This window comes from Telluria sp. Soil_C_11 (assembly GCF_057657395.1).
The window spans coordinates 444690-462396 of the sequence record NZ_JBDGIN010000004.1 but is presented as its reverse complement, the minus strand read 5'-3'; the positions used below and the strand labels follow the sequence as shown (position 1 = coordinate 462396).

Genomic DNA, 17707 nt, shown 5'->3' with positions numbered 1-17707 from the left:
TGACGCAAAACGTCGTCCCCGCCTTCGCGGTGACGACGTGGTGGCTGATCAGGCGGCGCGTGAAGCGGCGCCAGCCGAGTGGAACGCCGCCACCAGCTCCGCCTCCTTGCGCTTGGCCGCCGCCAGGTTGCGCTCCTTGACATGCCCGAAGCCGCGGATGTCTTCCGGAACGCTGGCGATCGCCACGGCCTGGGCCAGGTTCTCGCTGCCCAGCTTCGGCAGCAGGGCCTCGACGGTGCGGCGGTATTCGCCGATCAGCGCCCGCTCCATCTTGCGCTCCTCGGTGTAGCCGAACACGTCGAAGGCGGTGCCACGCAGGCCTTTCAGCCTGGCCAGCACACTAAAGGCCTTCATCATCCACGGACCGAATTCCTGCTTGACCAGGTGGCCCTGCTTGTCCTTCCTGGCCAGCAGCGGCGGCGCCAGGTGGAACTTCAGCTTGACGTCGCCTTCGAACATGCCGTCGATCTTCTGCATGAACGCCGGATCGGTGTACAGGCGCGCGACTTCGTACTCGTCCTTGTAGGCCATCAGCTTGTGCAGGTAGCGCGCCACGGCTTCGGTCAGGCGCGTGCCCTTCCCGAGCTTTTCCTCGGCGGCGCGGACCTGGTCCACGAAAGCCTTGTATTGCCGGGCGTAGGCCGCATCCTGGTAGGCGGTCAGCAGTTCGACGCGGCGCTTGACCAGGTCGTCGAGCGTCTGGGTGCGCTTGAACTCGATGACCTTGGCCGGGGTCGTCAGCCTGGTCACGGAAGCCAGGTCGTGGGCGGCGGTGCGGCCCCAGTTGAAGGCGGCCTTGTTGAACGGGATCGACACGCCGTTCAGCTCGATCGCCTTCAGGATCGAAGCTTCCTGCAGCGGCACCTGGCCCTTCTGGAAGGCGTAGCCGAGCATGAACATATTGGTGGCGATGGCGTCGCCCATCAGCGCGGTGGCGATCTGGCCGGCGTCGACGAAATCGACGTTGTCCTTGCCGCAGGCCTGCACGATCGCGCCCTTCGAACCTTCGGCCGGGAACTGCCAGTCCGGGTTCTTGATGAAGGCGGCGGTGGTGGCGCCGCTGTTGTTCACGAAGGCGCGGGTGCGGCCCTCTCCCATGCGCGACAGGGCGTCGCGGCTGGCGGTGACGATCTGGTCGCAGCCGATCACCAGGTCCGCGCTGCCGGTGCCGACGCGGGTCGAGTGCAGGTCGGACTGCTTGTCCGCCAGGCGCACGTGCGACATCACCGGACCGCCCTTCTGGGCCAGGCCGCTCATGTCCAGCACCAGCGCGCCCTTGCCCTCGACGTGGGCGGCGACGGCCAGGATCTGGCCGACCGTGACCACGCCGGTGCCGCCGATGCCGGTCACCAGGATGCCGAACGGTTCCAGCGTGGCCGGGATTTTCGGAGCCGGCAGCGAAGGCGGCGTGGCTTCGGTCGACGATGCCTTCTTGGGCTTCTTCAAACCGCCGCCTTCGACGGTCACGAAGCTCGGGCAGAAACCGGTCGTGCACGAGAAGTCCTTGTTGCAGGAGGACTGGTTGATCTGGCGCTTGCGGCCCAGCTCCGTTTCCAGCGGCTCGACCGACAGGCAGTTCGACTGCTTCGAGCAATCGCCGCAGCCTTCGCAGACCGCTTCGTTGATCACGGCGCGCTTGGCCGGGTCGGGATATTCGCCCTTCTTGCGGCGGCGGCGCTTTTCGGAGGCGCAGGTCTGGTCGTAGATCATCGCCGATACGCCCGGCATCTCGCGCAGTTCGCGCTGCACGTCCATCAGTTCCGAACGGTGGCGCACGGTCACGCCTTCGGCCCACGGATAGTCCGCCGGGTATTTTTCCGGTTCGTCGGTGACGACGATGATCGGCGTGACGCCTTCGGCCGCGAGCTGGCGGCTGATCCTGGCCGGGTCCAGCGGACCGTCGTGGGTCTGGCCGCCGGTCATCGCGACCGCGTCGTTGTACAGCAGTTTATAGGTGATGTTGACCTTGGCCGCGACCGAAGCGCGGATCGCCAGCACGCCCGAGTGGAAATAGGTGCCGTCGCCGAGGTTGGCGAACACGTGTTTCTCATCCGTGAACGGAGCCTGGCCGATCCAGGTCGTGCCTTCCGCGCCCATGTGGGTGAAGGTGGAGGTCTCGCGGTCCATCCACAGCACCATGTAGTGGCAGCCGATGCCGGCCAGCGCGCGCGAACCTTCCGGCACCTTGGTCGAGCTGTTGTGCGGGCAGCCGGAGCAGAAGAAGGGAATGCGGTCGGTTTCCGGATTGGCCTTGACCGGGATGGCCTTCAGCACGGCTTCCTTGGCTTCCAGGTAGGCGATGCGTTCCTGCACGCGCTGCGCCACCGGGTGGCCGGCGCAGTAGTGGCCGATGCGCGAAGCGATGGCGCGCGCGATCTGGGCCGGGTTCAGCTCGTAGGTGCCGGGCAGCAGCCAGTCGCCCTGGCCGGAGCGGTTCTTGATATCCCATTCGCCGCTGTCGTCGAACTTGCCGACCACGCGCGGACGCTCCCCGTCCGGCAGGTTGTACAGCTCTTCCTTCAGCGCGTATTCGAGCACCTGGCGCTTTTCTTCGACCACGATGATCTCGTCCAGGCCTTGCGCAAACTCGTGCACGCCCACGGAATCGAGCGGCCAGGTCATGCCGACCTTGTACACGCGCAGGCCGATGTCGCTGGCTGCCTGCTCGTCGATGCCGAGGTCGGCCAGGGCCTGGCGGGTGTCCAGGTAGCTCTTGCCTGCGGTGATGATGCCGATCTTCGGCTTCGGGCTGTCCCAGATGATGTTGTTCAGCTTGTTCGCGCGCGCATAGGCCAGGGCCGCGTACCACTTGAAGTTGTTCATCCGGACTTCCTGGTCCAGCACGGCGTCCGGCCAGCGGATGTTCAGGCCGCCCGGCGGCATCTCGAAGTCGGTCGGGATCACGGGCTGGACGCGGTCCGGATCGAGGTCGACCACGGCGCCGGATTCGATGATGTCGGTCACGCACTTCATCGACACCCACAGGCCGCTGTAGCGGCTCATGGCCCAGGCATGCAGGCCATAGTCGATGTATTCCTGCACCGACGACGGGAACAGCACCGGCATGCCGACGTGGTGCAGGATGTGGTCGGACTGGTGGGCGGTGGACGAGGACTTGGCCGCATGGTCGTCGCCGGCCAGCACCAGCACGCCGCCATGCCTGGCGGAGCCGGCGTTGTTGCCGTGTTTAAAAACGTCGCCGCAACGGTCCACGCCCGGACCCTTGCCGTACCACATGGCGAACACGCCGTCGTACTTCGCGTTTTCGAACAGGTTGGTCTGCTGGGTGCCCCAGACGGCGGTCGCCGCCAGGTCTTCGTTCATGCCCGGATGGAACTTGACGTTGTGGGCATCCAGGTGCTTCTTCGCCTTCACTGCGGTCTGGTCGATGGCGGTGACGGGCGAGCCACGGTAGCCGGTGATGTAGCCGGCGGTGTTCAAGCCGGCCGCGACATCGCGTTCGTGCTGCAGCATCGGCAGGCGGATCAGGGCCTGGGTGCCGGTCATGAAGGCGCGGCCGCGGGCCAGCGTCCATTTGTCGTCGAGGGTGATCTCGTGGCCAGGCTGCGCCGGCTCCAGCTGGGAGCGGTCCAGGGGTGCGTTCATTGTGTCTCCGTTGGTGTTTTTGTGTGCGCGGTCTTTTTATGGTGGTAGCCGCGTCAGCTTGTGCGCCAGTATATTCCCGACCCCCGGCCATTAAATTTCAATCGATTCCCCCCGCCGGGCGAATTGCGCAATAAAATTGCGGAACACCTGAAGAGTGAGGGAAATTCATGTCAAAAATCGAGCTGGATAAAACCGATCGGAAGATCCTGGCTATCCTGCAAGCCGATGGCCGCCTGTCCAACCAGGACGTGGCCGAACGCGTCAACCTGTCGCCATCGCCCTGCCTGCGCCGCATCAAGCGGCTCGAAGAGGCCGGGGTGATCCGCCAATACGTGGCCCTGCTCGATGCGGACAAGCTGGGCCTCGGCCTGCTGGCCTATGTGAACGTGCGGCTGGAAAAGCATGCCGAAGGCGCACCGAACGCGCGCGTGCCGGCGACTTCGCCGCGCTTCGAATTCGCCCAGGCCGTGTCGGCCTGGCCGGAGGTGGTGGACTGCTATGCGATGACGGGAGAGATGGATTTCCTGCTGCGCGTGCACGTCGAAGACATGGACCATTTCTCGCGCTTCATGATGGGCACCCTGCTGCGCCATCCGGCGGTGCTGGACGTGAAATCCAGCTTTGCGCTGCAGAAGATCAAGGAAACGACGGCGCTGCCGATTGTTTAACCCTGCTTATTTTTTGGGCGCGAACCACTTGAGCGCCATGCGCGCATTGCGCTTGACCGTGTAGTCGATCTTCGCCATCTGCTCTTCCAGCGCCTCGGCCAGCACGCTCGAGGGGCTGGGCGGCGGCAGGTGCAGGTGGGCGTCCGCCTCGCCATACTCGCGCTTGATCTCCATGCCGGCCTTTTTGGCGATGTGCATCATGGTGCGGTTCGAGGACAGGCATTGCATGTAGAGCGTGTCGACATCCGAGTTGCGGCAGTGCATCGCCGCGCGCTCGAACAGCCGGGTGCCCACGCCCTGCCCGCGCGCCGATGCCGATACCGAGACCCCGAACTCGGCCACTTTTTCCTTGTCCGTATAGTGGATGCTGTCCGGATGCGCCTCGCGCGAAGTAAACGCCAGGTGGCCGACGCCGACCAGCTGGAACATGCGGTTGTACACGCCGAACACGATGTCGTTGGCGAAATCGAGCTTGCCGACATAGTTGGCGACCTGCTCGTCCGGCAGCACGCTGCCGAAGCGCAGCAGGCGGTCGTTGCCGTCGAGGGCCATGAAATGCCGCAGCACGCGCCGGCGGTCGCGCTCGCTCAAGGCCTTGACCAGGACGGGCTGGCGGCCGTGTTTGCCGATCAGGTTGTTCAGCCAGCGGCGTAGGGGGTTGTCCTGCATGGGATTTTATTTTGTGCACTGCACCAATCCGGTATTGTAGCGGATTGCGCGGATGAATTGCCGAGCTGGCTTGTAACGTGTGCTACGTCGTCCCGCGCAGGCGGGGACCCAAGTTCGTCGCGCCACTGGCATGTGCTAACGGCCGCTCACGCAAACTTGGGTCCCCGCCTCCGCGGGGACGACGGTGGCTATTCCCCTACCTCGTTCACCGCCGCCACCCGCGCCGCATGCACCGCCGCCGGAATCCCCGCCTTGTCATCGCCGCAGCGTCCCGCGATCTCCCCCGCATTCACCCCGCGCGCCGCCTCCAGTGCCTTCAGCAGGCGCGGCGCATGCGTCTCGTGGCCGGGCGACGCGCACTCGGCCGCCAGCAGCATCTGGGCAAAGCGTTCCGGCTTGCGGAAGGCGTCGCTGCGTTCGAACAGCGTGACGGTGCTTTCCGCATCGAGGGCCGGTGCGCGGCCGATGCAGTCCTGTTCGCGCGCCGTCATGATGGCCAGGTCGCGGCAGTCGACCGGCACGCGCAGGCGCTTGCAGAGTTCGGCGATGTCCTTGCCGAGGCCGTGCATCAGGACGGCAAAACGGACCGGCAATGCGACACCGCGCCCGGCGGCGTAGTCGATCGCGCGCATCAGGGGCGCATCGGCATCGAGTTCCGGCAGGATGCGCGCCAGGGCGCCGCAGTCGCGCAGCACCTCGAACATGCGCGAGGGCTTCTGCTCCATCAGCCCGCGCGACAGTTCCTGCCAGACCCGTTCCGGCACCAGGGCATCGACTTCGCCGTGTTCCACCATCCTGCGCATCAACGCATTCGTGGACCCGGCCACGCGGAATTCCGGGAAGCGCGCGGCAAAGCGGGCCAGGCGCAGGATCCGCACCGGGTCTTCGGCGAAGGCGTCGGATACATGGCGGAAGATGCGGTCCTGAAGATCCTGCCGGCCGCCGTAGGGGTCGACGATGGTGCCGTCCTCGGCGCGGGCCATCGCGTTGATGGTCAGGTCGCGCCGGATCAAATCGTCTTCGAGCCTGACGTCGGGCGAGGTGTGGAAGACGAAGCCGTGGTAGCCCGGCGCGGTCTTGCGCTCGGTGCGCGCCAGCGCATATTCCTCCTGCGTCTGCGGGTGCAGGAACACCGGAAAATCCTTGCCGACCGGGCGGAAGCCCTGCGCCACCATCTGTTCCGGGGTGGCGCCGACCACGACCCAGTCGCGGTCCTGGACAGGCAGCCCCAGCAGTTCATCGCGCACGGCGCCGCCGACGACCCAGGCCTGCATCGCCGTCACTCCGGCAGTTCGTCTTCGTGGCCGGCGGCGATCTCGGTCTCCGCCATCGCTTCCTCGACCCAGCGCGCGACGGCCGGGTGGGCCAGCATGCGGTCGCAATAGGCCTGCAGGGCCGGCGCCAGCGCCACGCCATAGGTTTTGAAACGCATCACCACCGGCGCGTAGAAGGCGTCGGCGACGGAAAATTCACCGAACAGGAAACGGTGGTGGCCAAAGCGCGACAGGCACTCTTCCCAGATTTCGCAGATGCGGCCGATGTCGGCCTGGGCGCCCGGCGTGCGGCCGCGGCCCGGCAGGCGCGCCTTGATGTTCATCGACATCGCGCTGCGCAAGTCGGTAAAGCCGGAATGCATCTCGCACACGACCGAGCGCGCCAGCGCGCGCGCCGCCACGTCCTGCGGCCACAGGTGTTTTTCGGGGAACTGCTCGGCCAGGTATTCGCAGATGGCGAGGCTGTCCCAGATCGTCATGTCGCCGGCCAGCAGCACCGGCACCCGGCCGGCGTGCGAGAAGCGCGCGATGTTGGCGGCGGTGTCGGGCTGGTCGAGCAGGATGCGGACTTCGGTGAACGGGATCCCGGCCGCCACCGCCGCCACCCACGGGCGCATCGACCACGACGAATAGTTCTTGTTGCCGATGACGAGGGTCAGGCCCGCCTGGCGCGCCTGGTCGAGGGTCTGCGAAAGCGTCGGATCGAGTTCGATTGTCTGCATGGTCTCTTTCTATTTCGGATGGGGATGTTCCGCATGGCGGTGCGCCCGGGAGCGCAGTTCGTCGAGCTGCCCGGTCGGCGCCAGGTATTGCGGCGCGACGGACTCGAGCGCCGTGAGCTTGATTCCGAGCGCCTCCGCTGTCAAGGCCTGATCCGATGGGTTGACAACATTATCGATTTTCATGGAGTCCAGGTTGTCGCGCGTGATCAGCGGCGTGCCCGGCAGGAGTTCGAAGAACGTCGCCTGCAGCCGCGCCAGCGCGTCGGGCAGGGGCAGCACCGGGCGCGGATGGCCCGAATAGCGTCCCGCCAGCCGTACCAGCTCGGCCAGGGTGTAGATGCCGGGGCCGCCGAGCTCATAGATGCGGTGGCGGCTGCCCTCGTCGAACAGGGCGCGCACATAGGCCTCGGCCACGTCGCCGACGTAGACCGGCTGGAAGCGCGCACCGGCGCCGGCCAGCGGCACCACCGGCAGGTGGCGCTGCAGGCGCGCGAACATGTTCAGGAAATTGTCGCCCGGGCCGAACACCACCGAGGGGCGGAAGATCGTGGGCGCGACCGTCGCTTCGCTGGCGGCGGCCAGCTCGCCGTCGGCCTTCGAGCGCTGGTACATCGAAGGGCCGTTGCGCGCCGCGCCCAGTGCGCTCATGTGCAGGAGGCGCGGCACGCCTTCGGCCGCGCAGGCGGCGGCGATGCGGCGCGGCAGATCGACGTGGACATGGCGGAATTGCGGCCCGTAGGGCGTGCCGCGGCGCGAATGCAGGATCCCGACCAGGTTGATGGCGGCGCTCTTGCCGGCCACCAGGCGGCGTAGGACGGCGTCGTCGTGGATGTCGGCCTCGACGATGTCGACGCCCAGCGGCATCAGGTGCATCGCATGTGCTTCGTGCCGGGTCGGCACCACGATCGTCACGTCGCGCTCGGACAGCCGTGCGGCTAGGTGGCTGCCGATAAATCCTGTTCCTCCGAACAACACTACCGACAGCTGGGGCATGATCGACTCCTCAGGGCAGGCCAATCTCAGGGCAGGCCAATCGCGCCGCCGCGCGGCATGATCGTCCCCAGGCGGGCCTTGAGCGACTGCGGACGCTTCTCGAACAGTGCGGCGTAATTCGTTGCGTTCGACATCACGTTGCGCACGTAGTTGCGGGTTTCCTCGAACGGGATGGTCTCCACGAATATCGCACCCTCCATCGGCGCGGTCAACAAGCCGCGCCACGTGCGTGTGCGGCCCGGGCCGGCGTTGTAGGCGGCGGTGGCCAGCACTTGCGAGCCTTCGGCATTGTTCAGCACCATGTTCAGGTAATTGGTGCCGAGCAGGATGTTGGTGCGGATATCGCTCAGCATGCCGTGGCCGTAGTCGCTCATGCCGATCTTTTCCGCCACCCACTTGCCGGTCGACGGCATCACCTGCATCAGGCCGGCCGCGCCGACCCCGGACTGGGCATCGGAAATGAAACGCGATTCCTGGCGGATCAGGCCATACACCCAGGCCTGGTCCAGGCCCAATCCTTGTGCGGTCGGGTGCAGGATGTCGTTGTGCGGGGCCGGAAAGCGCTGGGTGTAGTCGAATTCGGTGCGGGTGCGCTCCGAGGTGTTGACCATGCGGTCCAGGATCTCGTTCTGGCGCGCATACTCGGCCGCCACCAGCAGCTGGCGGTCGGAAAAATCGCGCAGCGTCCAGTTCCATTCGCGCGTGCCTTCGAAGCGCAAGCGCAGGGCAAAGAATTTCAGGGCGCGCCTGAAGCCGGGATTGGCGGCCATCTGCGCCAGCTCGGACGCGGTGGGCGCGGTGGGCGATGCCGCGTTGGGCGGGATCGTGATCTGCTGGCCGATTTCCTCCAGCGCCAGCTGCCCGTAAAAATTGTTCTGGTCGGCGATGCGGCGGAACAGGGCCTGCGCATCTTCCTTCTTGCCCTGGGCCAGGTAGGCGCGCCCCAGCCAGTAGGTCCAGGCCGGCAAGGCGCGCTGCGCGGCCGGCATGGCGTCGATGGTGGCCTTCACCATCTTCCAGTCGCCGCGGCGCAGCGCGATCCGGGTCTTCCACTCGGCCTGGGTTTCGGACAAGGGGGCGCCGGCGGCACGCTGCCAGTCGTCGTAGGCTTCCGGCGCCAGCACCAGCGAGGCGGCCAGGGCGATGTTCGACCAGCCGATCGCCTTTTCCTCGGCGGACAGCCTGGACGCATTCTTGTTCAGGGCCACCGTGGCCAGCTTCAGGCTGGTGCGCGCCATGCGGCCGATCGCGACCAGGTAGATCTCGTGCTCGGCGCGGGTGCTGCCGATGCCGCGCGCCATCGCCAGCGCCGGGAAGTCGACCGCCTGGGCGGCGCGGGTGTCGGAGGCGCCCAGCAGCAGGGCCGTGCGGCGCGACGGGCCGGTGGCGTGCATCTCGCCGGCCAGGCGCAGCTGGGCCAGCAGGTCTTCCTTGCCGAACTGGCCGGACTGGGCCAGCTGGGCGACCAGGGCGGCGCCGGCTTCGCCGTACATCGGCGGATTGTCGAGCAGGGCACGCGCATCAAGGGCCACGTTCTGCCCCTTCACGGCGCGCGACAGCAGGGCGTAGCAGCGGACCTGGTAGTCGTCGTTCTTCACGAACAGCGGCAGTTCGCGGTCGAAATTGGCCCAGTCGCGCTTGCGGCCCAGCTCGAGCAGCCAGTCGTTGCGCAGGCGGTCGGCGATGGCGCTGCCCTCGTAGCGCTTCAGGAAATCCAGGATTTCCTCGTTCGACGCGTCCTTCAGGCGCGGTTTGAGCCGATAATAGTCGACATACGAGGGAATTGCGTAGTTGGGCAGGCGCGCCGCCAGCTCGGCTGCCTTGCCGGCATCGTTCTGGCGCGCGGCTTCGCGCAACTGCAGGAACAGCGCATCCTGCTCGCGGGCGGCATCGGCGGCGGCCTGCGGCAAGGCGGCCGCCGGCGCCGTGGCAGGCACGGCAGGTGCGGCAGCGGATGCGGCAGGTGCGGCGGACGGCGCCGTTTGGGCGGATGCCGGCGAGAACGCCAGCAATGTAGAGGCAGCAATACTTGCGCCGGCTAACAATTTCAATCGAAACATCAAACCAACCTTAATGTACGCTTCATTTCATCCATGACCGGCGATCCAAGAATACCACGCCCCATCCTGGGGCTGCCAGACTCGAACTCAAGCGTGACGGGCGATAGCCAGGCGGCCAAGGCGGCGCTGCGCAAGGCGCTCAGGACGGCCCGCGGCACGCTCGACCCGGCCATCAAGGTCCAGTGGGACGCGCACATCGGCGCCCAGGTCGTCAGCTGGTGGCGGCTGCGCCAGATGGATACCGTGGGCGTCTACTGGCCGCTGGCCGGCGAGCCCGACCTGCGCGCGGCCTATGCGGAGCTGGCGCTGGCCGGGGTGCGCCTGGCGCTGCCGGTGGTGATGGAACGCAACGCCCCGCTGGCGTTCACGGAATGGAAACTGGACGAGCCGATGCTGGCGGACGAGATGGGGGTGGCGGTGCCGGCCACCCTGCGCTTCATCGAGCGCCCCCCTGCCCTGCTGATTCCCTGCCTGGGCTTCAATGCCGACGGTTACCGGCTCGGCTACGGCGGCGGCTACTACGACCGCACCCTGGAACTGTCGCCGCGCCCGCTGACCCTGGGCATTGCCTACAGCAACCAGGAAGCCCGGTTCGGGCACGCGCCGCACGATGTGCCGCTGGATGTGATCGTGACGGAGCGCAGCCAGGTCAGGTAATCGATTTATGACTGGGAAGCACAAATAAAAATGCCCACGGCCATCGGCGCGTGGGCATTTTTTGTTGGCCGGCGATCGTCAGGCCGCTGCCGGCGTCCCGTGCAGGCGCTGCCAGATGGCGGTGGTGGCCGCCGCCTGGTTCATGCTGTAGAAGTGCAGGCCGGGCGCGCCGCCCGCGAGCAGGCGTTCGCAGAGCTGGCTGACCACGTCCAGGCCGAAGGCCTTGATCGAGGCGCTGTCGTCGCCGAAGCTGGCCAGTTTCAGGCGGATCCAGCGCGGGATCTCGGCGCCGCACATGTCCGAGAAGCGCATCAGCTGGGTGTAATTCGTGATCGGCATGATGCCGGCCACGATGGGCACGTCCACGCCGAGCCTGCGCGCGTTGTCGACGAACTGGAAATACGCGTCCGGATTGTAGAAATACTGGGTGATGGCCGCGTTCGCGCCGGCCTGCACCTTGCGCACGAAGTTCTGCAGGTCGTCCTGCGGCGACTTCGCCTGCGGATGCATTTCCGGATAGGCCGCGACTTCGATGTGGAACCAGTCGCCGGTTTCCTGGCGGATGAACTCGACCAGGTCGCTGGCATAGCGCAGTTCGCCGGCGCCGCCATAGCCGCTCGGCAGGTCGCCGCGCAGGGCCACCAGGCGGCGGATGCCGTGCGACTGGAACTCGCGCAGGATCGTGCGGATCGATGCGCGCGTCCCGCCGACGCAGGACAGGTGGGGTGCGGCGGCGTGGCCTTCGGACTGGATCTCGAGCACGGTGTCGAGGGTGCCCTGCTGGGTGCTGCCGCCAGCGCCGAAGGTCACCGAAAAGTACTTCGGCTGCAGCGCCGCCAGCTTCTGGCGCGCCGCGCGCAGTTTTTCCGCGCCCTCGGGGGTCTTGGGCGGGAAAAACTCGATGCTGATATTAGGGGTTTCCATCTTTATTCAGGAGTAAGGTAGAAAGCGCCCACGAAATCACGCTGTACAGGATGGCCGCCAGGAAGGCCGACCAGAATCCCGCCACATGGAAGCCCTCGACCAGGTGCGCCACCAGCCAGAACAGCAGCGCGTTGATCACCAGGATGAACAGGCCGAGCGACACCAGGGTCACCGGCAGGGTCAGGACGACCAGCACGGGACGGATGATGGTGTTGACCAGGCCCAGCACCAGCGCGGCCACGAGGGCGGCGCCGATGTTGGTGACGGTCACGGAATGCATCAGGAAGGGCAGCGCCATCAGGGCGGCGGCATTGATCAACCAGGTCAGGAGCAAGCGCATGGAGTGACTTTCGTGAGGTTGAGCCAACGGACCGAGTTGATCCGTGAGTCCAGGTAGCGCAACAGGGTCTCGAGAAACCGTAGCGAGCGGCCGCAGATTTGGCCGAGAAGCGCAGCCGTACTTACGGTACGGCCGGTCCGCCGTAGCGGAGCATCGCAGGCCAAATATGCAACGCGCAGTAGGTTTATCGAGATCCCATCAGTAACGGTAATGCGCCGGCTTGTACGGGCCTTCCTTGCTTACCGAGATGTAGGCGGCCTGCTCGTCGGTCAGCGTGGTCAGCTGGGCGTTCAGCTTCTTCAGCTGCAGGCGGGCGACCTTCTCGTCCAGGTGCTTCGGCAGCGTGTACACGCCGACCGGGTACTTGTCCGCATTCACGAACAGCTCGATCTGGGCGATGGTCTGGTTCGCGAACGAGGAGCTCATCACGTAGGACGGGTGGCCGGTGCCGCAACCCAGGTTCACCAGGCGGCCTTCGGCCAGCAGGATGATGCGCTTGCCATCCGGGAAGATCACGTGGTCGACCTGCGGCTTGATGTTCTCCCACTCGTACTTCTTCAGCGCGGCGACTTCGATCTCGTTGTCGAAGTGGCCGATGTTGCAGACGATCGCCTGGTCCTTCATCTTCTGCATGTGCGCTTCGGTGATGACGTGGTAATTGCCGGTGCAGGTGACGAAGATGTCGCCGTGTTCGGCGGCATAGTCCATGGTCACGACGCGGTAGCCTTCCATCGCGGCCTGCAGGGCGCAGATCGGGTCGATCTCGGTCACCCAGACCTGGGCCGACAGCGCGCGCATGGCCTGGGCCGAGCCCTTGCCCACGTCGCCATAGCCGGCGATGACGGCGATCTTGCCGGCGATCATGACGTCGGTCGCGCGCTTGATGCCGTCCACCAGCGATTCGCGGCAGCCGTACAGGTTGTCGAACTTCGACTTGGTGACGGAGTCGTTGACGTTAATCGCCGGGAAGGCCAGCTTGCCTTCCTGGTGCATCTGGTACAGGCGGTGCACGCCGGTGGTGGTCTCTTCGGTCACGCCCTTGATTTCCGGCAGGCGCTTCGAGTACCACTGCGGATCGATGGCCAGGCGGCCCTTGATCGCGTTGAACAGGCAGATCTCTTCGTCCGAACCCGGCTTGTCCAGCACCGAGATGTCCTTCTCGGCGCGCACGCCCAGGTGCAGCAGCAGGGTGGCGTCGCCGCCGTCGTCCAGGATCATGTTGGCATGGTTGTCGCCCGGCCATTCGAAGATGCGGTGGGTGTAGTCCCAATATTCGTCCAGGGTCTCGCCCTTGACGGCGAACACCGGGGTGCCGACCGACGCGATGGCGGCGGCGGCGTGGTCCTGGGTCGAGTAGATATTGCACGAGGCCCAGCGCACCTGCGCGCCGAGGGCTTCCAGCGTGCGGATCAGCACGGCGGTCTGGATGGTCATGTGCAGCGAACCGGCAATGCGCGCGCCCTTCAGCGGCTGGCTGGCGGCGTATTCCTCGCGGATGGCCATCAGGCCCGGCATTTCGGTTTCGGCGATGCGGATTTCCTTCTCGCCCCATTGGGCAAGGCCGATGTCGGCAACGAGGTAATCCTGGGAAGTGTCTTTGAGTACGGCGCTCATCACGCCCTCCTTTCAAGTTAAGAAAAAAGTAACGTGAGCGCGGTGTTGATGATCCGAGCCTGGCGAAAGAGGAATCTTTCGTCGCAACGCTCCTCGGAATTCATAAGTTTAACACGGAGCAGTGAGCTTGGGTCCCCGCCTTCGCGGGGACGACGGCTCAGCCGAGGCACGTCGTTCCCGCGAAGGCGGGAACCCAAGTTGCTTTTAAACTGTGCAATTACGCCAGCCCGGCAGCGGCGCGCAGTGCCGCCGCCTTGTCGGTGCGCTCCCAGGTGAACTCCGGCTCTTCGCGGCCGAAGTGGCCGTAGGCGGCCGACTTGGCGTAGATCGGGCGCAGCAGGTCCAGCATCTGCACGATGCCTTTCGGGCGCAGGTCGAAGTGCTCCATCACCAGCTCGGCGATCTTCTCGTCGGAGATCACGCCGGTGCCTTCGGTGTAGACGGTGATGTTGATCGGCTTGGCCACGCCGATCGCGTAGCTGACCTGCACCTGGCACTGGCGCGCCAGGCCGGCGGCGACCACGTTCTTGGCCACGTAGCGGGCCGCGTAGGCTGCCGAGCGGTCGACCTTGGACGGGTCCTTGCCCGAGAACGCGCCGCCGCCGTGCGGTGCGGCGCCGCCGTAGGTGTCGACGATGATCTTGCGGCCGGTCAGGCCGCAGTCGCCCTGCGGGCCGCCGATGACGAAGCGGCCGGTCGGGTTGACCAGGTAGCGGGTGTCCTGCAGCCATTCGCGCGGCAGCACCGGCTTGATGATCTCTTCGATTACCGCTTCCTCGATCTGGCTGTGGCTGACTTCCGGCGCATGCTGGGTCGACAGCACGACGGTGTTGACCGAGACCGGGCGGCCGTTCACGTAGCGCAGCGTGACCTGGGACTTGGCGTCCGGGCGCAGCCACGGCAGGCGGCCGTCCTTGCGCAGCTGCGACTGGCGCTCGACCAGGCGGTGCGCGTAGTAGATCGCGGCCGGCATCAGTTCCGGGGTCTCGTCGCAGGCGTAGCCGAACATCAGGCCCTGGTCGCCGGCGCCCTGGTCGAGGTCGAGGCCGGCGCCTTCGTCGACGCCCTGGGCGATGTCCGGCGACTGCTTGTCATAGGCGACCAGCACGGCGCAGCCCTTGTAGTCGATGCCGTAGTCGGTGTTGTCGTAACCGATGCGCTTGATGGTGTTGCGCGCAACTTGAATATAATCGACGTTTGCGTGCGTCGTGATCTCCCCGGCCAGCACCACCAGGCCCGTGTTGCAAAGGGTTTCGGCCGCCACGCGCGCGCGCGGATCCTGCTCGAGGATGGCGTCGAGGATGGCGTCGGAAATCTGGTCGGCGACTTTGTCCGGGTGGCCTTCCGAGACGGACTCGGAAGTAAAGAGGTAGTCATTGGAAGACATCTAGGCTCCTGATACTGTTGAAATAATTGCCGCAGTACCATTGCCTGCGACGCTTTAGCGATATTTATATTCCGCTTCGCAAGTTGTCATTAACTCCGCGGATCCTGCTCAAAGTGGTATTTTACGCTCCTTAAAAAATTTTGGTGAAGCAAGCCGCATCACCTCTACCCTGAATCAATAATGCTCGTCTTCTTGTTCCGTTTCCTGTCGGTGTTCCCGCTCCCCGTGCTACATGCACTGGGCGCGGCGCTCGGCTGGCTCGTCTATCTGGCTTCTCCTTCCTATCGCCGGCGCTTGCGCAGCAATCTCGCGCTGGCCGGCTATGGCGCCCAGTTGCGCACGGCGATCGCGGAGTCCGGCAAAGCGATCGTCGAACTGCCTTTTGTGTGGTGCGCGCAACAGGAGCGCGTTACCCGCCATGTCACGATGGAGAACTGGGAGCTGGTCCAGCGCCAGCTCGACTCTGGCCGCGGGATCGTGTTCCTGACGCCACACCTGGGCTGTTTCGAGCTGACCGCCCAGCAGGTTTCGCTGCGCCAGGAGTTGACGGTCATGTATCGCCCGCCGCGCAAGAGCGCGCTGAAACCCCTGGTCGAAGGCGCCCGCGCACGCCAGAACATGCACCTGGCCCCGGCCAACCTGTCGGGCGTGCGCATGCTGGTCAAGGCGCTGCGGGGCGGCCAGCCGGTCGGCGTGCTGCCGGACCAGGTGCCGCAGGAAGGCGAAGGCGTGTGGGCGCCCTTCTTCGGCCGCCCGGCCTACACCATGACGCTGCCGGCCAAGCTGGCCCAGCTGGGCAAGGCCGACATCCTGCTGACCTACGCCGAGCGCCTGCCGCACGGCCGCGGCTATGTGATCCGCTTCGTGCCCTTCGAGGGCGACCTGTCCGGCACCGCGGCCGAACAGGCCGGCGCCATCAACCGCGCCATGGAGCAATTGATCGCGCGTTGCCCATCCCAGTATTTCTGGAGTTATAACCGCTACAAGCGTCCGCAGGGCGTGGCGGCCCCGGAAGCCGAGGCGGTCGCATGAGGGTCCTGATTGCCTTGCTGTGGCTGCTGCACTGGTTGCCGCTGCCGATCCTGGGCCGCATCGGCAATGCCGTGGGCAGCCTGATGTATTACGCGATCCCGAAACGCCGCAAGATCGCAATGACCAACCTGCGCCTGTGCATGCCCGAGCTGAGCGAAGCGGAACGCGCCGCCATCGTCAGGCGCCACTTCCAGGGTTACTCGCGCAGCATCCTGGAGCGCTCGCTGATCTGGTGGGCGCCGATCCCGCGCCTGCGCCGCCTGATCCACATCGAGCCGGCGGTGCCCCAGGCCGAGATGGAAAGCGGCCCGACCATCCTGCTGTGCCCGCACTTCGTCTGCCTCGACGTGGCCGGGGTGGCGGCGCGCGTGATCCCGGTGTCGACCATCTATTCGCCGCAGAAGAACAAGGCCTTCGACCGCCTGCTGCGCTACGGCCGCGAACGCTTCGGCCCGGTGCGCCTGTTCACCCGCGAAGACGGCATCAAGCCGATCCTGCGCGCACTGCGCGACGGCCTGCCCTACTTCATGCTGCCGGACATGGATTTCGGCGAGAAGGACGCGGCCTTCGTGCCTTTCTTCGGGATCCCGGCCGCGACCCTCACCGCCCTGCCGCGCCTGGCGGCGGCCACCAGGGCCAAGGTGATTCCGGTGATCGCGACCTTCCTGCCCAATTACCAAGGCTACCGGGTGGTGTTCTATCCGGCCTGGGAAAACTACCCGGGCGACGACATGATCGCCGCCACCCGCCGCATGAACGAATTCATCGAGGAGCGGGTGCGCGAGAACCCGGCCGAATACTTCTGGACCCACAAGCGTTTCAAGACGCGGCCGAACGGCGAGCCCTCGTTCTACGAGTAAGGAACCTATATGAAACTGAAATTCACCAAGATGCACGGCGCCGGCAACGACTTCATCGTCGTCGACGCCATCAACCAGCAGGTCGACCTGACGCCTGACCAGTGGGCCCGCCTGGCCGACCGCCGCTTCGGCATCGGCGCCGACCAGATCCTGGTCGTCGAACGCCCCGGCGAGGCAGGTTGCGATTTCCGCTACCGCATCTTCAACAACGACGGCGGCGAGGTCGAACAGTGCGGCAACGGCTCGCGCGCCTTCGTGCGCTTCGTCAGCGACAAGGGCCTGACCGATAAGCGCAGCATCCGTGTGCAGACCATGGCCGGCATCATCACGCCGCGCCTGGAAGACGATGGCAGCGTGACGGTCGACATGGGTGCGCCGGTCCTGGAGCCGGCCCGGGTGCCGTTCGACAGCAATGGCCTGGACGGCGTGCCGCAGGGCCGCGACACGCTCTGGCCGATCACGGTGCGCGCGCGCGGCGCGGAGCAGACCGTGCTGGTGTCGACCGTCTCGATGGGCAATCCGCATGCCGTGCAGGTGGTCGACGACGTCGATACCGCCCCGGTCGCGGAGACCGGCCCGCAGATCGAACACCACCCGCGCTTCCCGAAACGGGTCAATGCCGGCTACCTGCAGGTGCTGGACCGCGGCCACGTGAAGCTGCGCGTGTTCGAGCGCGGCGCCGGCGAAACCCTGGCCTGCGGCACCGGCGCCTGCGCGGCGGTGGTGGCCGGCATCCGGCGCGGCCTGCTGGACTCGCCGGTACAGGTCGAGGCGCGCGGCGGCCGCCTGAGCATCGCCTGGGCCGGCGAAGGCCAGCCGGTCTACCTGAGCGGCCCCGCCGAGACCGTGTTCGAAGGCGAAGTCACGCTCTGATCCTGCCCGGCGCCTGCGCTCGCCACGA

Annotated in this window: 14 protein-coding genes, 1 pseudogene and 1 riboswitch; of the genes and pseudogenes, 5 read left to right on the top strand and 10 right to left on the bottom strand. The window is 66.2% G+C overall.

Annotated elements, in window-relative coordinates; translation table 11 throughout:
- Positions 1 to 48 precede the first annotated feature (48 nt).
- Entirely contained in the window at positions 49 to 3606 is a 3558-nt protein-coding gene (locus AC3A6M_RS10125) for an indolepyruvate ferredoxin oxidoreductase family protein (protein WP_487852586.1), read from the bottom strand.
- Positions 3607 to 3773: 167 nt separating this feature from the next.
- Here AC3A6M_RS10125 and AC3A6M_RS10120 point away from each other — a divergent pair, with 167 nt between their 5' ends.
- The gene (locus AC3A6M_RS10120; RefSeq protein WP_052234176.1) at positions 3774 to 4274 is read left to right on the top strand and encodes an Lrp/AsnC family transcriptional regulator; all 501 of its coding nucleotides are present in this window, start codon (positions 3774 to 3776) and stop codon (positions 4272 to 4274) included.
- A gap of 6 nt (positions 4275 to 4280) precedes the next feature.
- Here AC3A6M_RS10120 and AC3A6M_RS10115 read toward each other — a convergent pair whose 3' ends face one another.
- The 5 genes from AC3A6M_RS10115 to AC3A6M_RS10095 form a co-directional block, all read right to left on the bottom strand.
- Entirely contained in the window at positions 4281 to 4943 is a 663-nt protein-coding gene (locus tag AC3A6M_RS10115; RefSeq protein WP_487852585.1) for an N-acetyltransferase family protein, read from the bottom strand.
- 188 nt (positions 4944 to 5131) lie between these two features.
- Positions 5132 to 6217 (bottom strand): tRNA nucleotidyltransferase/poly(A) polymerase-related protein, encoded by a 1086-nt coding sequence (locus AC3A6M_RS10110; protein ID WP_487852584.1) that lies wholly within the window; start codon positions 6215 to 6217, stop codon positions 5132 to 5134.
- Between the two features lie 5 nt (positions 6218 to 6222).
- Entirely contained in the window at positions 6223 to 6939 is a 717-nt protein-coding gene (locus tag AC3A6M_RS10105; RefSeq protein WP_487852583.1) for a glutathione S-transferase family protein, read from the bottom strand.
- Between the two features lie 9 nt (positions 6940 to 6948).
- Complete coding sequence (locus AC3A6M_RS10100) at positions 6949 to 7932, bottom strand: complex I NDUFA9 subunit family protein (protein WP_487852582.1); 984 nt, start codon at positions 7930 to 7932, stop codon at positions 6949 to 6951.
- Between the two features lie 26 nt (positions 7933 to 7958).
- Entirely contained in the window at positions 7959 to 9992 is a 2034-nt protein-coding gene (locus AC3A6M_RS10095) for a lytic transglycosylase domain-containing protein (protein ID WP_487852581.1), read from the bottom strand.
- Between the two features lie 93 nt (positions 9993 to 10085).
- Here AC3A6M_RS10095 and AC3A6M_RS10090 point away from each other — a divergent pair, with 93 nt between their 5' ends.
- On the top strand, positions 10086 to 10649 hold the full coding sequence (locus tag AC3A6M_RS10090) for a 5-formyltetrahydrofolate cyclo-ligase (RefSeq protein WP_487852580.1): 564 nt from the start codon (positions 10086 to 10088) through the stop codon (positions 10647 to 10649).
- Positions 10650 to 10727: 78 nt separating this feature from the next.
- Here AC3A6M_RS10090 and metF read toward each other — a convergent pair whose 3' ends face one another.
- The 4 genes from metF to metK form a co-directional block, all read right to left on the bottom strand.
- The gene (metF, locus tag AC3A6M_RS10085; protein WP_487852579.1) at positions 10728 to 11573 is read right to left on the bottom strand and encodes a methylenetetrahydrofolate reductase [NAD(P)H]; all 846 of its coding nucleotides are present in this window, start codon (positions 11571 to 11573) and stop codon (positions 10728 to 10730) included.
- Positions 11560 to 11913 (bottom strand): phage holin family protein, encoded by a 354-nt coding sequence (locus tag AC3A6M_RS10080; RefSeq protein WP_230025029.1) that lies wholly within the window; start codon positions 11911 to 11913, stop codon positions 11560 to 11562. The genes metF and AC3A6M_RS10080 overlap by 14 nt, the downstream gene beginning before the upstream one ends.
- Before the next feature lie 198 nt (positions 11914 to 12111).
- Positions 12112 to 13527 (bottom strand): adenosylhomocysteinase, encoded by a 1416-nt coding sequence (gene ahcY, locus AC3A6M_RS10075; protein ID WP_487852578.1) that lies wholly within the window; start codon positions 13525 to 13527, stop codon positions 12112 to 12114.
- A 28-nt stretch (positions 13528 to 13555) separates the two neighbouring features.
- Positions 13556 to 13628, bottom strand: a riboswitch (S-adenosyl-L-homocysteine riboswitch).
- Between the two features lie 116 nt (positions 13629 to 13744).
- A complete protein-coding gene (gene metK / locus AC3A6M_RS10070) occupies positions 13745 to 14914 on the bottom strand; it encodes a methionine adenosyltransferase (RefSeq protein WP_487852577.1) in 1170 nt (389 codons plus the stop codon).
- Positions 14915 to 15082: 168 nt separating this feature from the next.
- Here metK and AC3A6M_RS10065 point away from each other — a divergent pair.
- The 3 genes and pseudogenes from AC3A6M_RS10065 to dapF all read left to right on the top strand — a co-directional run.
- A pseudogene (locus tag AC3A6M_RS10065) lies at positions 15083 to 15946 on the top strand (lysophospholipid acyltransferase family protein); the annotation flags it as partial.
- Positions 15943 to 16806 carry an LpxL/LpxP family acyltransferase gene (locus AC3A6M_RS10060; RefSeq protein WP_487852576.1) on the top strand — a complete coding sequence of 288 codons (864 nt, stop codon included), beginning with the start codon at positions 15943 to 15945 and terminating at the stop codon, positions 16804 to 16806. The pseudogene AC3A6M_RS10065 and the gene AC3A6M_RS10060, both read left to right, overlap by 4 nt.
- Before the next feature lie 9 nt (positions 16807 to 16815).
- Positions 16816 to 17679 (top strand): diaminopimelate epimerase, encoded by an 864-nt coding sequence (gene dapF, locus AC3A6M_RS10055; protein ID WP_487852575.1) that lies wholly within the window; start codon positions 16816 to 16818, stop codon positions 17677 to 17679.
- Positions 17680 to 17707 lie beyond the last annotated feature (28 nt).

Coding starts and splice junctions, on each gene's coding strand:
- dapF (WP_487852575.1), top strand. CDS start 16,816: ATGAAACTGAAATTCACCAAGATGCACGGCGCCGGCAACGACTTCATC.
- AC3A6M_RS10080 (WP_230025029.1), bottom strand. CDS start 11,913: ATGCGCTTGCTCCTGACCTGGTTGATCAATGCCGCCGCCCTGATGGCG.
- AC3A6M_RS10105 (WP_487852583.1), bottom strand. CDS start 6,939: ATGCAGACAATCGAACTCGATCCGACGCTTTCGCAGACCCTCGACCAG.
- AC3A6M_RS10110 (WP_487852584.1), bottom strand. CDS start 6,217: ATGCAGGCCTGGGTCGTCGGCGGCGCCGTGCGCGATGAACTGCTGGGG.
- AC3A6M_RS10125 (WP_487852586.1), bottom strand. CDS start 3,606: ATGAACGCACCCCTGGACCGCTCCCAGCTGGAGCCGGCGCAGCCTGGC.
- metF (WP_487852579.1), bottom strand. CDS start 11,573: ATGGAAACCCCTAATATCAGCATCGAGTTTTTCCCGCCCAAGACCCCC.
- AC3A6M_RS10060 (WP_487852576.1), top strand. CDS start 15,943: ATGAGGGTCCTGATTGCCTTGCTGTGGCTGCTGCACTGGTTGCCGCTG.
- AC3A6M_RS10095 (WP_487852581.1), bottom strand. CDS start 9,992: ATGTTTCGATTGAAATTGTTAGCCGGCGCAAGTATTGCTGCCTCTACA.
- ahcY (WP_487852578.1), bottom strand. CDS start 13,527: ATGAGCGCCGTACTCAAAGACACTTCCCAGGATTACCTCGTTGCCGAC.
- AC3A6M_RS10120 (WP_052234176.1), top strand. CDS start 3,774: ATGTCAAAAATCGAGCTGGATAAAACCGATCGGAAGATCCTGGCTATC.
- AC3A6M_RS10100 (WP_487852582.1), bottom strand. CDS start 7,932: ATGCCCCAGCTGTCGGTAGTGTTGTTCGGAGGAACAGGATTTATCGGC.
- AC3A6M_RS10115 (WP_487852585.1), bottom strand. CDS start 4,943: ATGCAGGACAACCCCCTACGCCGCTGGCTGAACAACCTGATCGGCAAA.
- metK (WP_487852577.1), bottom strand. CDS start 14,914: ATGTCTTCCAATGACTACCTCTTTACTTCCGAGTCCGTCTCGGAAGGC.